General features: G+C 33.7%; 15 protein-coding genes. 7 read left to right on the top strand and 8 right to left on the bottom strand.

Annotated features, from left to right (window positions below; all coding sequences use genetic code 11):
* The first annotated feature begins 11 nt into the window (after positions 1-11).
* The 6 genes from ICJ85_RS14710 (at position 12) to ICJ85_RS14685 (ending at position 4,506) form a co-directional block, all read left to right on the top strand.
* Positions 12-806: an SDR family NAD(P)-dependent oxidoreductase gene (locus ICJ85_RS14710; protein ID WP_188224562.1), complete on the top strand. Its 795-nt coding sequence runs from the start codon at positions 12-14 to the stop codon at positions 804-806.
* Between the two features lie 84 nt (positions 807-890).
* Positions 891-1,982, top strand: a complete 1,092-nt coding sequence (locus ICJ85_RS14705; RefSeq protein ID WP_206688052.1) for a fatty acid desaturase family protein — start codon at positions 891-893, stop codon at positions 1,980-1,982.
* 24 nt (positions 1,983-2,006) lie between these two features.
* Positions 2,007-3,005, top strand: a complete 999-nt coding sequence (locus tag ICJ85_RS14700) for an NAD-dependent epimerase/dehydratase family protein (protein WP_188224561.1) — start codon at positions 2,007-2,009, stop codon at positions 3,003-3,005.
* A 191-nt stretch (positions 3,006-3,196) separates the two neighbouring features.
* Positions 3,197-3,532, top strand: coding sequence for a hypothetical protein (locus ICJ85_RS14695; protein WP_188224560.1), 336 nt, complete (start codon positions 3,197-3,199; stop codon positions 3,530-3,532).
* Between the two features lie 113 nt (positions 3,533-3,645).
* Positions 3,646-4,047: a hypothetical protein gene (locus ICJ85_RS14690; protein WP_188224559.1), complete on the top strand. Its 402-nt coding sequence runs from the start codon at positions 3,646-3,648 to the stop codon at positions 4,045-4,047.
* Positions 4,048-4,131: 84 nt separating this feature from the next.
* A complete protein-coding gene (locus tag ICJ85_RS14685; RefSeq protein ID WP_188224558.1) occupies positions 4,132-4,506 on the top strand; it encodes a hypothetical protein in 375 nt (124 codons plus the stop codon).
* Positions 4,507-4,574: 68 nt separating this feature from the next.
* Here the strand turns inward: ICJ85_RS14685 and ICJ85_RS14680 are convergent, their stop codons facing one another.
* The 6 genes from ICJ85_RS14680 to tamL all read right to left on the bottom strand — a co-directional run bounded on the left by ICJ85_RS14680 (position 4,575) and on the right by tamL (position 12,984).
* A complete protein-coding gene (locus tag ICJ85_RS14680) occupies positions 4,575-6,803 on the bottom strand; it encodes a polyribonucleotide nucleotidyltransferase (RefSeq protein ID WP_188224557.1) in 2,229 nt (742 codons plus the stop codon).
* A 164-nt stretch (positions 6,804-6,967) separates the two neighbouring features.
* Positions 6,968-7,237 carry a 30S ribosomal protein S15 gene (gene rpsO, locus ICJ85_RS14675; RefSeq protein WP_188224556.1) on the bottom strand — a complete coding sequence of 90 codons (270 nt, stop codon included), beginning with the start codon at positions 7,235-7,237 and terminating at the stop codon, positions 6,968-6,970.
* Positions 7,238-7,388: 151 nt separating this feature from the next.
* Positions 7,389-7,910: a hypothetical protein gene (locus tag ICJ85_RS14670; protein ID WP_188224555.1), complete on the bottom strand. Its 522-nt coding sequence runs from the start codon at positions 7,908-7,910 to the stop codon at positions 7,389-7,391.
* Between the two features lie 134 nt (positions 7,911-8,044).
* Entirely contained in the window at positions 8,045-8,902 is an 858-nt protein-coding gene (gene accD / locus ICJ85_RS14665; protein ID WP_188224554.1) for an acetyl-CoA carboxylase, carboxyltransferase subunit beta, read from the bottom strand.
* A gap of 290 nt (positions 8,903-9,192) precedes the next feature.
* Complete coding sequence (gene fbaA, locus ICJ85_RS14660; protein WP_188224553.1) at positions 9,193-10,260, bottom strand: class II fructose-bisphosphate aldolase; 1,068 nt, start codon at positions 10,258-10,260, stop codon at positions 9,193-9,195.
* A gap of 168 nt (positions 10,261-10,428) precedes the next feature.
* Positions 10,429-12,984 (bottom strand): translocation and assembly module lipoprotein TamL, encoded by a 2,556-nt coding sequence (gene tamL / locus ICJ85_RS14655; protein WP_241739558.1) that lies wholly within the window; start codon positions 12,982-12,984, stop codon positions 10,429-10,431.
* A gap of 252 nt (positions 12,985-13,236) precedes the next feature.
* Here tamL and ICJ85_RS14650 point away from each other — a divergent pair, with 252 nt between their 5' ends.
* Positions 13,237-13,959, top strand: a complete 723-nt coding sequence (locus ICJ85_RS14650) for a TrmH family RNA methyltransferase (protein WP_188224551.1) — start codon at positions 13,237-13,239, stop codon at positions 13,957-13,959.
* A 28-nt stretch (positions 13,960-13,987) separates the two neighbouring features.
* On the opposite strand, the gene porT is transcribed toward ICJ85_RS14650, so the two are convergent.
* Together porT and ubiE are read right to left on the bottom strand one after the other, a co-directional pair.
* Positions 13,988-14,716 carry a type IX secretion/gliding motility protein PorT/SprT gene (porT, locus tag ICJ85_RS14645; RefSeq protein ID WP_188224550.1) on the bottom strand — a complete coding sequence of 243 codons (729 nt, stop codon included), beginning with the start codon at positions 14,714-14,716 and terminating at the stop codon, positions 13,988-13,990.
* Positions 14,717-14,725: 9 nt separating this feature from the next.
* Entirely contained in the window at positions 14,726-15,451 is a 726-nt protein-coding gene (ubiE, locus tag ICJ85_RS14640) for a bifunctional demethylmenaquinone methyltransferase/2-methoxy-6-polyprenyl-1,4-benzoquinol methylase UbiE (protein WP_188224549.1), read from the bottom strand.
* Positions 15,452-15,526 lie beyond the last annotated feature (75 nt).

Raw genomic sequence — 15,526 nt, 5'->3', positions numbered from 1 at the left:
AAACCAGTATCATGAAAACATATTATACATTAATTACAGGAGCAAGTCAGGGATTTGGAAAATCCATGTCTTTGGAGTTTGCAAAAAGAGGAATGAATTTGATTTTGGTTGCTTTACCGGATTCGGGATTAAAGAAATTATCAAAATTTATAGAACTATACTTTAATGTTAAGGTGTGTTATTTAGAATTAGATCTGAGTATTAGTGTTAGTTGTTACGATATTTTAAGGTATATCGAAGTAAATGGTTTACAAGTAAAATATTTAGTGAATAACGCAGGTGTTTTAAGCCGGGGTGAATTTTCAGGATTAAACGAAAAATACATTTTAAAGCAAATCGATGTTAATGTAATGACTCCAACCTTATTGATTCGGTTGCTTTTAAATAATTTAAAGTCAAATGGTCCAGCCGGAATATTAAATATAAGTAGTATGGCTAGCTTTTTCACTTTACCTACAAAACAGGTTTATGGAGGAACAAAGGCTTATTTAACCTCTTTTTCAAAAAGTTTGGCTAAAGAGTTAAAAGGAGATAATGTGTCGGTAACCATAATTTGTCCGGGCGGATTAAATACAACCACAAGGTTGTGTTATCAAAATCGTTTGATGGGTTGGGTAACCCAGAAATCAGTTTTGAATCCTGAAGAAGCTGCAACTATTGCTGTTGACGCTTTATTTAAAAAGAAAAACCTGGTAATACCTGGTTTTATAAATAAGTGTCTTATGTTTTTAGATAAATTATTACCAGAATTTATTAAAGACAAAATAGCAGAAAGCGAAATTAAAAAACAACCAGTTACTGTTTAAAACCGATAAGAATACTTGATTAGTAAAATGGTTTTGTAAGATCAAATTAAAGTTAAGTCTAAAATAATTAAAAAAGATATCATTATGGAAGCGCAAGTTATATTTAACCCAAGCCCCACAGCGAATATGCATTATAGAAGGCTAAGAAAACGTTTAAAACAGGTACTAAAAAGTTTACCCGAAAAGCGTAAAAAAGAAAAAGCTTATATGGTTTTGATATTGCCTTTAGTATATATCGCAGTTTATATTGCAGCAATTCAATTCAGTACTATTACCGGAGTTTTTTATTTGCTCTATGCCTTTTTGGGAATCATTACAGTTTTAATTTTTATGAATATTATTCATGATGCCGTACATGATAATGTGTTTAAGAAAAAGTGGAAAAATAAAGCTTTGCTTGTTATTTTTGATTTGTTAGGTGGTAACAGTTATATATGGAAAAAGCGTCACGTGTTATTACATCATAATTATCAAAATATTGCAGGATGGGATTCAGATGTTGAGCAAGCTGGTGTAATCCGAATTTTTAAAGAAGACAAGGCAACTTTTATTAGTAGAAATCAATCGTGGCTTATCTTCATTTTTTATCCTTTGTATTTGCTTAATTGGTTGTTAGTTAGAGATTTTAAAGATTTTTTCTTTAAAAATCGTACAATAAAAAAAGTGTGCAAAATTCCACTAAAAGAATACTTTAAAATGATTTTTTTTAAAGGCGTATATGGCGTTTATATTATAGGTGTTCCTGTGTTTTTTGGAGTTGATTTGCCTGTAGTGCTGCTGGCTGCGTTTATAATGTTAGTCACTGGTAGTATTTTTGCGTTATCAGCTTTACTGCCTCCACATGTTAATGCTAAAAATGATTTTCCGCATCCTGATGAAAATGGACAATTAAATATTAGTTGGCTGGAGCATCAATTTATAACCACAAACGATGTGACTATGGATAATTGGGTTTCAAGATATGTGATGGGGAATTTTAATTATCATTTGGCCCATCATTTATTTCCTAATATCAATTCCGTTTATGCACCAGAAGTGAGTTTAGAAATCAAGTCTTATGCTCAGGAATATGGACTTAATTATCGATCATATAATTTATTTAAAGCTTTGTATTATCATTATCAATTGATAAAAGAGAATGCTGTAGAACAGAATTTTTTTGAAGAAGATATGTAGTTTGTTTTATTAATATCTTAAAAAATGTCTAAGCTTAAAGTTTTTGTTACCGGAGCAAATGGTTTATTGGGAACAAATACTATTATTGAACTCTTAAAAGAGGGTTATGAAGTTGTTGGTTTTGTTCGGCATAAAAAGAATTTTGTAGGGAATATACATAAGGACTTGATATTGAAGGAAGGCGATTTGTTAAATACCCCTTCTATAGAGAACGCAATAAATGGGTGTGATTATGTCGTTCATGCTGCCTCTATGGTAGATCCTAGTAATTTGTATGAAAAGAAATTTTTTGAAGTTAATGTTCAGGGAACATATAATGTCATAGAAACAGCCATTAAACAAGGGGTTAAAAAAGTTGTATATATAGGTACAGCAAATGTTTTTGGGTTCGGAACCTTAAATGATTTGGGGCATGAATTTAAGCAAATGAAACCACCGTTCACAAAATCCTATTATTCAAAAAGTAAAAAAGCAGCGCAAGATTATATTTTTTCTAAAAGAGATGAAATTAATATCATTTCCATAAACCCTACATTTATTATAGGCGCTTATGATACAAGGCCTAGTTCTGGTAAATTAATTTTACATGGTTTAAATAAGCGGATTGTTTTTTATCCTTCGGGCGGGAAAAGTTTTGTGAACGCAGTGGATGTGGCCAAAGGTATTGTAAAGGGCATAAAGTTTGGTGTAAGTGGCGAGTCGTATATTATGTCTAATGAGAATTTGAGTTATAAATCTTTTTTTAAACTGTTAAATGAGGTGCAGGAACAAAGGTCAATTTTAATTCAGATACCGAAATGGCTATTAGTTTTCGCAGGGTATTTGGGAGATGTATTAAGAATTATGAGATTTAAAACACCTTGGTCTTCAAACAATATAAAAGTGATTTGTACAAATAGTTTTTATTCTAATTCAAAGTCTAAGAAGGAATTGGGGACTTCATTTTCTCCAATTAAAAAAGGCCTGAAGGAAGCGGTTATTTGGTTCAATACTAATGGGTATACTCTTAAAAATATGTCCTGAATTATCTATATACAGGATTTTAGGATATTCAATTTAATGCAATTTCGAAATTTGCTTTATCGAAATCCAAATTTAGAATTATGAGATTATCTTATTTAATAAAGTCGTACCGAATTAGCCAACTGCTATATATAATATTGTTTGTTTTTTGCTCAATATTTATTAGTTGTCGACTTGATGATGATCATAATTTGGAATGCATTGGAAACGTAAAAGCCAGTCTTCCAAGTCATCAGTTTAAAACCGGCTTAATTAACCAATATTATTCTGATGAGATTAAAGCTTCTGTGGATAATGAACCTAATGATGATCATTACGACTATTCCTTTACTATCGAGGGGCGAATACCAGACGGTGTTGATGTTGTTTTTGATGATAGAACCGTTTCGTTCGAAGGCTTTCCCGTCCAAAGCGGTAGGTTTAAATTTAAAATATTTTTAGATATAGATCCTCTTTATCCTGAAAGTCTTATTTGTGTCGAATATAGTACGAGCAGAGAATATGAAATGATTATCGATTCTAATTAATGGGTTGCGGAAACAATGTCCAAGATTTTCTTCAATCAATGTTTCTGGATATATAAAAGGTTACTTGTTAGTAATTTTATCAATAAGTAAATTTCAAATGTAAAATTTTAGTTATGAAAACAATGAAGCAGCTCTTTTTGGTTTTATTATTATCTGCTCATTGTTATGCACAAAAGCAGGAGGTACAGTTAACTCAAATAAAATGGCTTAATACATTAGATAAAGGGATAACCTTTAATACTGAAATATCAATTTATGAAACGTTTAAATTTTATGCTGAACCCCAATTTGGTGGTGTTTTCGAAAATTCATTCAAATATATTGAGGGAGTCACTAACTTTAATCAGTTTTATAATTTTTTCGATTTTGGTTTGAATCTAGGACTAAATCAAGAGTTAGCTAAAGGTTTAAAATTAAAAGGAATTTGTAATCTGGGAATGCTGAGGTTTCGGAGTTACGATGTGGTAAAGCCGGAACATTATATGGTGAAATTATCATTAAGCTTTGTGTTTTAATTTATTGTAATTATGAAAAGTCAGAATCCAAAAGTAGTGAGTTATTTGCTGTTGAAGAAGGTTTTGTTGTCATTGTGCTTTTTGTTGACAACATGTGAAAGTCTTGATTTTGCAGATTGTATTATTCGAAAAGATGCTGAATTACCAGATAAAGAATTAAAGCGGGGCCATGCCGGGCAATATTATTATGATGAACTTAAGGCTTCTGTAAACAACGATTCGGATGATGATGGTTATTATTATAATTTTTCCATTGCAGAAAGTTTGCCTGAAGGATTGGATGTAATTGTAGATGGACGTTATGTTATTTTTGAAGGTATAACACTTAAAAAAGGCCAATACAATATCTATATAAGCTTGGAAGTAGATCCATATGAATATGACGATGAAGAAGGTGATATTGATGTTTGTCGCATTGGTAATACAAGTCGAAGGTATAAACTTATTATTGGTGATTAAACAAATGAAATAAAAAATCCCGCAAATTATAATTAGCGGGATTTTATGTGTATTGAGTAGATTAAAAATTAATCTCTTTTCTCTCTTGGTTTTCTGTCATCACGACGGTTGTCACGATTTCTGTTGTCTCTATTACCACCTTTATTATCTCTTGGTGGGCGCGCTACATAACCTTCAGGTTTTGGTAAAATCGCTTTACGAGATACTTTTTCTTTACGTGTTTTAGGATCCACACCAAAGTATTTTACTTCAAATACATCTCCCATATTAACAACGTCAGATACATTTTCAGTACGCTCCCAAGCTAATTCGCTTACGTGTAATAAAACCTCGTTTCCTGGTGCTTTTGTATATTCTACAACAGCTCCAAAATCTAACATTTTTATAACTTTTACTTCGTAAACTTCACCAACTTGTGGTTTAAACATTAAAGAATCGATTTTAGCTAAAACTTTATCGATACCTTCCTGACCTGTTCCTAAGATTTCAACAATACCTTCTTCAGTAACTGGATCTTCGTTAATAACAATAGTTGTTCCGGTTTCTTTTTGTAATTCTTGAATCACTTTTCCTCCAGGTCCAATTAATGCCCCAATAAATTCGTTAGGAATTGTTCTGGTAATCATTTTAGGAGCGTGAGCTTTAACATCGCTATTTGGTGTAGCAATAGTCTCAGTTATTTTTCCTAAAATATGTAAACGACCATCACGAGCTTGTCTTAATGCATTAACAAGAATTTCGTATGATAATCCTTTAACTTTTATATCCATTTGACAAGCAGTAATACCGTCTTCAGTACCAGTTACTTTAAAGTCCATATCACCTAAGTGATCTTCATCACCTAAGATATCTGATAATACAGCGTATTTACCTGTTTCAGCATCAGAAATTAAGCCCATAGCAATACCGGAAACTGGTTTAGTTAATTGTACACCAGCATCCATCATAGCCATTGTTCCAGCACAAACAGTTGCCATAGAAGAAGAACCGTTAGATTCTAAAATCTCTGAAACTACACGTACTGTATAAGGGCAATCTGCAGGAACCATACCTTTTAAGGCGCGTTGTGCTAAGTTACCATGTCCTACCTCACGACGAGATGTTCCACGGATTGGTCTAGCTTCACCTGTTGAGAAAGGAGGGAAGTTGTAGTGTAAGTAGAAACGTTCTTCTCCTTCAAAAGAAGGCATGTCAATCATGTTAGCTTCTCTAGAAGTTCCTAAAGTTACAGTCGCTAATGCCTGAGTTTCCCCACGTGTAAAGATTGATGAACCATGTGTTGATGGTAAATAATCAACCTCACACCAAATTGGTCTGATATCTGTAGTTTTACGTCCGTCTAAACGTAAACCTTCGTTTAATGTTAAGTCTCTAACAGCATTCTTTTCAGCTTTGCTGTAGTATTTAGAAATTAATCCGCCATATTCTTCTTGCTCTTCTTCAGAGAATGAAGCGATAATTTCTTCTTTAATCTCTGCGAATGCAGCACCTCTTTCGTGTTTAGAAGAGCCTTTTTTTGCTACGGCATATACTTTATCGTATGCCATATCGTGAACTTTCTTAGCTAAGTCTTCGTCTTCTCTTTCTGGTTCGTATTCACGAGTTTCTTTTTTACCGAAAGCTTCGGCTAATTTAAGTTGCGCTTCACATTGTACTCTAATAGCTTCGTGAGCAAACTTAATAGCTTCGGTCATTTCTTCCTCTGAAATCTCTTTCATTTCACCTTCAACCATCATTACAGAATCGGCAGATGCACCAATTACCATATCGATATCACTTTCTTCTAATTGCGATAAAGAAGGATTGATGATTAATTCGCCGTTAATACGACCAACTCTTACTTCAGAAATAGGTGTTTCGAAAGGAATATCACTTAATTGAATCGCAGCAGAAGCGGCTAAACCAGCCATAGCGTCTGGCATAACTTCAGAATCGTGAGACATTAACTGAATCATTACCTGAGTTTCACTGTGATAATCTTTAGGGAATAATGGGCGTAACACACGGTCAACTAAACGCATGGTTAAAACCTCTCCGTCGCTAGGTCTGGCTTCTCTTTTAAAGAACCCTCCTGGGTAACGACCAGCAGCAGCAAATTTTTCACGGTAGTCTACCGTTAATGGTAAAAAATCTACATCGGCTTGTTGGTAGTTAGAAACTACTGTACAAAGTAACATACAGTTTCCAGATTGTACCACAACGCTACCATGAGCTTGTTTTGCTAGTTTTCCGGTTTCGATAGAAATTTCTCTACCATCACCAAGGTCTATAACCTCTTTAAATGTTTTTGGAATCATAAATTTTTTAATTCTAATTAAACAATGGTCGTTGTGTTGTTGTGTGTAGTTGTTGTGTGTTGACCAATGAAAAACTGTAATTAGCTTCTTATTTTGTGCGGTTTAGACTCCTGCACACGAGTAGTGTATAAACAAAAAAGAGGCTGTAAAAGCCTCTTTTCGAATTATTTTCTTAAACCTAGTTCTTTAACTATTGCACGATATCTTAAGATATCTTTCTTAGTTAAGTAATCTAGTAAAGCACGACGCTTACCTACTAATTTTACTAATGAACGCTCAGTGTTAAAATCTTTACGATTGTTTTTTAAGTGCTCAGTTAAGTGATTAATTCTGTGCGTAAATAACGCGATTTGTCCTTCAGCAGAACCAGTATCATTTGCTCCTTTACCGTGTTTTGCGAAGATTTCTTCTTTTGCTTCTTTTGATAAATACATGCTAATATTATTGTAAATAATTGTTATGTAAACGAAAGGCTATCTTTCGAGCGGCAAATATAGCAATTAAAAATGATTTACATGCTAATATTTGAAAAAGAAAGAACGGCTTTTAAAGTTTATTTTTTCTATATAATTGTTTTATTCTGAATTAAATAACGTCTATTGTTATGGTCGCATCAACATCTATAACCACATTAAACTCAACAGGGGAAGCACTCACAATACCCGATAAAGTAACGGTAACGCTTTCGGCTTGTTTTAAATAGGCAGCAATAATAGCTAACTGCTCTTCTGTTCCAATTGAAAACACCTGGTTAGCATCATCGGCGGTTTTTAAATCGATAGTGCCTATACTAATTGATGTTCCTGCAACTGTTATTGAAGCTTCGGTGAGTTGTGTATCGGCAGCACCAATATAATTTGTGATTTCAAAACTTAGGTTGTTGATGGTGACATTTTGAACATAATCTAAATTTTCCTGAACCTGCTTGTTGGAGGCCAAATCTACTGTAATTTCCTGGGACCAGTTGGTTGGTGCCCCTTCTGGTATAGATACTTTAAGTGTAGTTCCTAGGTTGTCTGTAATGTCAAACTCCGTAAGTTTGTCTAGTTCTTCACAACCAAAAATGGTAAGTAGTACAATTGCTAAAAAAGGTAGTTTAATTTTCATTATGTAGGATTTAGGTTAGTGTTTTGAAAGGATAAATATATTGAATATAAATGACTTAGGGTTTTTGTGTAAAAAAGAAAAGCAACTAATATTAGTTGCTTTTCTTTTTATTAAGTGATAGGAATACATTTTAATTAAGCTCTTAATGGCTGATTTAAAATTAAATCCAGATATTGATTTACTTTGTTTTTAAGTTCTTTTCTAACGGTGATAAAATCTAAAAAGCCGTGTTCTAACAGGAACTCTGCGGTTTGGAAACCTTCAGGTAATTCCTTACCTGTTGTGTCTCTTACAATTCGTGGTCCAGCAAAGCCAATTAAGGCTCCAGGCTCACTAATGTTGATGTCTCCTAACATAGCAAAAGAAGCTGTTGTTCCTCCGGTAGTAGGATCTGTACAAAGTGAAATATAAGGAATTTGAGCATCCGCTAACTGTGCTAACTTCACAGAAGTTTTTGCTAACTGCATTAAAGATAACGCAGCTTCCATCATACGGGCACCTCCAGATTTTGAGATGACCATTAATGGAATGTTGTTTTTTAAAGAGTAATCGGCAGCACGAGCAATTTTTTCACCAACAACACTACCCATAGATCCACCAATAAAAGCGAAATCCATACAAGCCACAACCAAATCTTTACCTTTAGATTTTCCAACACCAACGCGTACGGCGTCTTTTAATTGAGTTTTATCTTGAGCAGATTTTAAACGCTCTGGGTATTTTTTAGTATCCTCGAATTTTAATGGATCTTTCGATTCTAAGTTTTCGTCTAGTTCTTTAAATTTATTATCATCGAAAAGAATCTCGAAGTATTCTTTACTTCCAATTCTAACGTGGTAACCATCTTCCGGGCTTACGTAAAAATTCTTTTCTAATTCTTCTGCGTCTACAATTTTACCGGTTGGAGATTTATACCATAAGCCCCTTGGGGTGTCTTTTTTCTCTTCGGTAGTAGTGGTTATTCCTTTTGTTTTTCTTTTAAACCAAGACATAATGATTTATGATTTTTTTAGATTTTAATCTGAAACATTCCTGTTTACACTACGGATTATCCATCCTTTATTTTGCTCTGTTTGAAGCGTTTTATTTGTCAAATAAACGAAACTTGATAACAAAACAGTGTACAAAATTAAGTCTTTTTTTAATTTTGAGGTAATGCCATGTCTCTTTTATTGCCTAAAATCTTCATTTTATATTTATAAAATATTGTTTTGTAAATAAGTAGGTATAAAAAAAGACTCTACTAAAGCAGAGCCTTTTTGTTTTTTTTATGATGTGTAAACTATAATGTGTTTACGTTGTTTAAATCTTCGAATGCCTTTTTCAAGCGCTCAACAAAGGTTTTTTCTCCCTCACGTAACCAAACACGTGGATCGTAGAATTTTTTGTTAGGAACATCGTCTCCTTCAGGGTTACCAATTTGTGCTTTTAGGTATTCAGCTTTAGCACCCATATAGTCACGGATTCCTTCCATGAATGCATATTGTAAATCGGTATCAATGTTCATTTTAATTACACCATAGCTAATACCTTCACGAATTTCTTCAACAGTAGATCCAGAACCACCGTGAAATACGAAATCGATGTGATTATGACCTACGCCATATTTCTCTGAAATATATTCTTGAGAATTCTTTAAGATTTTCGGCGTTAACTTAACGTTTCCTGGTTTGTAAACACCGTGCACGTTACCAAAAGCAGCTGCAATAGTAAATTGCGGACTTACTTTGCTTAATTCTTCGTAAGCGTAAGCTACTTCTTCTGGTTGGGTGTATAATTTAGAATCGTCTACATCAGAGTTGTCAACACCATCTTCTTCACCACCAGTAATACCTAATTCGATTTCTAAAGTCATACCCATTTTGCTCATGCGCTCTAAATAGGTTTTACAGATTTCGATGTTTTCTTCAATCGGCTCTTCCGAAAGGTCTATCATATGTGAACTGAAAAGTGATTTACCAGTTTCAGCGAAGTGTTTTTCACTAGCGTCTAATAAACCATCAATCCAAGGTAATAACTTTTTAGCACAGTGGTCTGTGTGTAAAATAACAGGAACACCGTAAGCTTCAGCTAAAGTGTGTACGTGTTTTGCACCTGCAACGGCACCAGCAATGGCTGCTTTTTGACCATCGTTACTTAAACCTTTACCTGCATTAAATTGGGCACCACCATTAGAAAACTGAATAATTACCGGAGCATTTAAAGCAGCGGCTGTTTCTAAAACACCATTAATAGTGTCTGAACCGATAACGTTAACTGCTGGTAAAGCAAATCCTTTTTCTTTGGCAAGTTTGAAGATTGCCTGAACTTCTTGTCCGGTAGCAACTCCTGGTTTAATATTGTGTCCCATTTTATAAAATTTTGTTTTTTTAGTTTGTAAGAACCAAAAGTAATCAATTTTTAAATAAACAAGGCTGATTTTTGGTTGGTAAAATGCTAAAAACAAACTAAAACGTTGTAGTTTTCGCAATGTATATTGCTTTAAAAAAGGAACTTTAAGTTGCTGTTAGTTTATTTGTTAGAACGGGTAGTTAATACCAATGTTGTATACGGCATTAGAGAAGTTGTAGTCGTTAAACCAGCGGTTTTGATCTTGGTAAGACGGATCGTAAGTTTTAAAACCAACATCGAAACGGAAAACGAAAAAGCTGAAATCGTAACGTAAACCAAAACCAGAGCCTAAAGCGATATCTTTTAATGAATTGAAATCTGAAAACACGGCATTTTCATCTTCAACATCATCCAGAACGTTCCAAATATTACCGGCGTCAATAAAAAACGCACCATTAAGATCTTCAAAAATATTAAAACGCTGCTCGGCACTAAGGGCAATTTTTAAGTTGGCCTCATTAAAATCGTTACTGGATTGCGAACTTCCAGGCCCTAAGCTATACGCCGTCCAGGCACGGTTATCGTTAGCTCCTCCGGCAAAGAAACTCTTAGAAAACGGAATGTTGCTTGAGTTGCCATAAGGGATAGCAATACCTAAAAAGCTGCGAACAGCCAGGATGTTTTTTTTGCCTAAATCCCAGTGTTTAACATAGTCCAGTTCCGTCTTGACATACTGTGAATAGGCCACATTAAAGAGTTCGTAGCGGTTGTTGTTGTCTTTTTTTAATCCCAGAATATCAGACATTCCTGAAATTAGATTTCCCGCCGTTTCTATTTTAAATCTAAAAATAGAAAAATCTTCATCAAACAGATTGGTGCGTTCGTCATTCGTTAGACTAAAGCTGGATGCCAGAATTAAGTTGTTTTCGGTAAGCCTCTGTTTACGTTCGTTAATATTGTTGACCTCCTTGTATTCATTAGGATTACTATTTTGGTAACTGTTATCAGATAGTACCAAATCTATAAACTCATCCGATTTTTCAACAATCAAATATTCTTTACCATTTTTTTTCTCTTCAATAAATTCAGAAGGTGTATTATAGGAGTTTAGTGCAATATTTTCCAGATTATCGAAAGAACTAGTATAAATGTTAAAATAATTTTCTGCATTTAAGTTTCTAACATATTGAATATTAAAAGCATCCAAGCGGTCTGTTACTTTTCTGGATGGAGACCAGTTATAATTAAATACGCCGCTAAGGGTTTGTTTATCTAATCCAATGTTGGTTTGGCTTGTTGTTGATAAGGAAATTTTTGTACTTGGAGACATGTCTTTCGCTATAATCCGGTTCGTGTTAAACGGGAAAAAGAATCGCGGTATGGTAAGTTTTAAATCGGCACCAATTTCGTTAATGTCAAAAAACGGATCTCCAACTTTTTGGTCTTTTGAAGAACCAATAGATCCAATGGCTGATATTTCTAAAGTTTCTGCACCTCTAAAAATATTACGCATTAGCAAGCTTGGATTTAAAGAAAACCCAATGGTTTGAATATTGCTTTGCGATACATCGGCACTAAATCCTAGGCTAAATTTCTTTAAAGGTGTTAACCGGATGGTATCAGATAAGGTGTGATTGTCAAGTTCTACCTGATCGATATTCGGATATTTAAAAGTTCTTAAACCATTAATATGTCTGTATGTTAAAGTACGGTCGTTGTCTTTAAAAACTTTACCAGGGGTTATAAAAATGGCATCGGTTAAAGCTTTTGGTCGGTAGCGCATTTTGCCATAACTGTAAAGCTTAAAACCCTCGTAGGTTATAGAATCCTGAAAGGGCTTGTTTCTGTCTTCAAAAGTATAATCGGTTATGATGCTAACATCTCTAACGTTGTAAATGTTGAAAGGGACACGAATTAAAGAATCTTGCGTTCTAATGGCACGATCCTGAATTTGTATGTCAACATTTATTTTTTTGTTGGTTCCAATGGTGTCAATTTCAAATCCAACATAATCCTGATTAAAATGGAATAACCCGGAATTTCTTAATTCACTTGAAATTCTGTCGCGTTCCTGTTCAAAATTTGAAGTTTTATATTGCTCGTTAGATTTTATTAAACTGTTTCGTAATATTTTTTTGTGGTAAATTGAATCAACAACTGGCGATTTTATTTTAGTAGTAATGGTATCTAAAATAAAAGCCGGACCTGTTTCAACGGTATACGTTACATCGGAACGTTTGTTGTCTTTTCTGTTGATATTATAACTGGCTTCAACATCGAACCAACCGTTGTTAATGTGATAGTCTTCTAGTCGCTTAACCGATTTTTCTGTTCTATCTACATTTACAATTACAGGGGCTTCTCCAGTAGTTTTTAGCCATTTATTAAAACTTATGCGGTTGCTTACATCCTTATCTAATTGTTTTCTAGAAAGAAGTTTGGTTTTACGTGCCAGTTTTTTTGGGTTGTTGTATATCTTTTCATCAAGAATGGAATCTATATTAGGCCTGGCTAAATTGTAAATTTGTAACCTTAGTGGTGTGCCTAAAACCGGTATTTTGCTATTTGGTTTTTGGTACAAAAGATTATTAATAGTTTCAGTGCCATTCTTTTTGTCGTTAATAATAACCGTGTTATTGGTTAATAAATGTTCATTTTCACCAACTCGTTTTACAGCGTCGCAAGAAAAAAGGTGACCGGCAATAGCTGTTAGTATTGATATTTTTAAAAAGAGTTGTTTCAAATGAAATTTAAAATTATTGTAGGTTATTGATATTCTTCTGGTAACTGAAATAAAAAACACCATTTATAGGCTCAAAAATACATTATTTCATGAGTTTATTTTTATTTTTTTCAATGCTTATTTAGTGACTTTGTTTTTAAAACTTGTTAAATATAATTGGACAGATAAAGATTTAGATCAATTAAGACTTTCATAAGGGTAATTTTTCATTTCTTTATACCCTAAAATCAGATTTAAAGTAACAAAAATTACATGCTTTCTAAAAGTCAAATAAAGTTAATAACCAGTTTAAAGCAAAAAAAATACCGTCAACAACATGGTTTATTCGTTGTTGAAGGGGTTAAAACTATTAAAGAGTTATTAGCTTCTTCTCTAAAGCTCCATGCTTTATATACGATCGAAAGCTTCAATATTGATGCCAAACTGGAAACCATTATTTCTCCTGCAGATTTAAAGCGTATTAGTTTTTTAACGACTCCCAATACAGCTTTGGCAGTTTTTAAAAGGCCCGAGCCAAAGAGCATTGATTGTAATAACTTAATTGTTGCTTTAGATAGCGTGCGAGACCCTGGAAATTTAGGAACCATAATTAGGTTATGCGATTGGTTTGGAATTAAAGATCTGGTGTGTAGCAAAGAGACGGTAGATTGTTTTAACCCGAAAGTGATTCAGGCAACTATGGGGTCTGTTACCCGTGTAAACATTAACTATGTAAATCTTGAAGAATTTATTAGTTCGGTTGATGTTCCCGTGTTTGGGGCCTTTATGGAAGGCGATAATGTATACAGTTCAGAATTGCCCAATAACGGGATTTTAGTTATGGGGAATGAAGCCAACGGTATATCTCATGAGATTGAAAACTTGGTAACCGATAAGGTTTCGATACCAAGATTTGGTGATTTACAAGCGACAGAAAGTTTAAATGTCGCTACAGCAACTGCTATTTTATTAAGCGAGTTTAAACGCAGATCTTAGCTGTATTCAGTCAATGTTAAATGTTATCTTATTGGAATGTAAAGTTGATAAACACGCCTCTGGTTTGCATACTATGAATGTTACTCGTCCAAGGACTATTCGGGTCTTTATCTCTGATTAACTCATCGTTCATAGCAAAGACACCTTTTATAGAAGGCGTAAATTTAAAGTTGTGTAGATAAAAATCGATTCCGAAACCTAACTCATAAAACAACATATTCTTTTTGGTTCTAAACTGCCCATTGCTATTGTCGTTAGGATTGCTTTCATTGGCCGATAAGTTTAAAGCTGTCGAAAACCCTCCGGAAATAAATGGTTTAAAGTTATTGATGCGTTTTGTGGAAACTTTAAGCAATAATGGCACGTAGATGTAAGTTGATTTCACTTCTCTGACTAAATCGGAGCCATTAGGTTCTTCATTAACGAAATATTGTTCACTGTAATGTAATTCTCTACTGGATATTAATAACCCCGGTTCTAAACGTAAATCTAAAAAGCTGTTTACTCTTAGGTTTCCAATTAACCCAACGTTAAATCCTGGGCTACGTTTTACATAAATATCACGCATATCCTGATTGTAATCAAAATTGAAATCCAGGTAGTTAAAACCCAGGAAATATCCCCAACGTAATAAATTGTTATCGGTAGAGCCCCGGCCTTGATTCGCATCATAAATAACTTTATCTCTTCTAAAAAGTTGCGCATTAGCAGCTTGAACTAAGCATAGAAATGATATAACAACAAGGATGCGTTTCATATAAATAATTTACTTTGATGATTTATAAATTGTTGCTACCCCAAATGTTTGCGGGTAATCTTCAACATTAATAAACCCAACTTTACGTAAAATATTGTTTAAAGCTTCACCATAAGGAAAAGCAGAAGCCGATTCGCTTAAATATTTGTAAGCACTGCGGTCTTTAGAAAAGATTTTACCAATAAGAGGTAAGATGTTTTTTGAATAAAAATTATAACCTTGTTTGTAAGGAGTTTTTGTTGGAATGGAGGTTTCAAGAATGACAAATGTACCTCCTGGTTTTAAAACACGTAAAATATCTTTTAACCCATTTTCAAGTGTTTCGAAGTTTCTAACTCCAAACGATACCGTAATGGCATCAAAAGTATTGTCTTCAAAAGGCATATTTTCGCTATCGCCTAGAATCATTTCAATTCTATTGTCAAGCCCTTTCTTTTTAACTTTCTCTTTACCAATTTCCAGCATACCACTACTAATGTCTAAACCAACAATTTTTGTGGCATTGGTTTCAGACAGATTAATAGCCAAATCTCCGGTTCCGGTAGCAATGTCTAAAATGGTATCCGGGTTGGTTTCTTTTACCATTTTAACAACTTTGTTACGCCATTTTATATCTATTCCGAAAGAAATAACACGATTTAAGCCATCGTAATCACCAGAGATGGTATCGAACATTTGCGTTACCTGCTCTTTTTTTCCTAAATCGCTATGCTTGTATGGTTTAATTTTTGACAATGCTTTATTTTTTTGACAAACGTACACAATTTATTTCGAGTATAAAATATGTAATAAAGCCTATTGCGTTAAAAA

The sequence above is a fragment of the Aestuariibaculum marinum genome, from assembly GCF_014596975.1.
In the GTDB taxonomy this organism is placed as follows: domain Bacteria; phylum Bacteroidota; class Bacteroidia; order Flavobacteriales; family Flavobacteriaceae; genus Aestuariibaculum; species Aestuariibaculum marinum.
Note: the sequence above shows the minus strand (reverse complement) of the source record. Positions and strands in the feature narration are given on the sequence as shown.

Bases quoted from the DNA above. Each gene is read 5' to 3' on its own strand.
- ICJ85_RS14710 (WP_188224562.1), top strand. From the start codon at position 12: ATGAAAACATATTATACATTAATTACAGGAGCAAGTCAGGGATTTGGA.
- ICJ85_RS14705 (WP_206688052.1), top strand. From the start codon at position 891: ATGGAAGCGCAAGTTATATTTAACCCAAGCCCCACAGCGAATATGCAT.
- ICJ85_RS14700 (WP_188224561.1), top strand. From the start codon at position 2,007: ATGTCTAAGCTTAAAGTTTTTGTTACCGGAGCAAATGGTTTATTGGGA.
- ICJ85_RS14690 (WP_188224559.1), top strand. From the start codon at position 3,646: ATGAAAACAATGAAGCAGCTCTTTTTGGTTTTATTATTATCTGCTCAT.
- ICJ85_RS14680 (WP_188224557.1), bottom strand. From the start codon at position 6,803: ATGATTCCAAAAACATTTAAAGAGGTTATAGACCTTGGTGATGGTAGA.
- rpsO (WP_188224556.1), bottom strand. From the start codon at position 7,237: ATGTATTTATCAAAAGAAGCAAAAGAAGAAATCTTCGCAAAACACGGT.
- ICJ85_RS14670 (WP_188224555.1), bottom strand. From the start codon at position 7,910: ATGAAAATTAAACTACCTTTTTTAGCAATTGTACTACTTACCATTTTT.
- accD (WP_188224554.1), bottom strand. From the start codon at position 8,902: ATGTCTTGGTTTAAAAGAAAAACAAAAGGAATAACCACTACTACCGAA.
- fbaA (WP_188224553.1), bottom strand. From the start codon at position 10,260: ATGGGACACAATATTAAACCAGGAGTTGCTACCGGACAAGAAGTTCAG.
- ICJ85_RS14650 (WP_188224551.1), top strand. From the start codon at position 13,237: ATGCTTTCTAAAAGTCAAATAAAGTTAATAACCAGTTTAAAGCAAAAA.
- porT (WP_188224550.1), bottom strand. From the start codon at position 14,716: ATGAAACGCATCCTTGTTGTTATATCATTTCTATGCTTAGTTCAAGCT.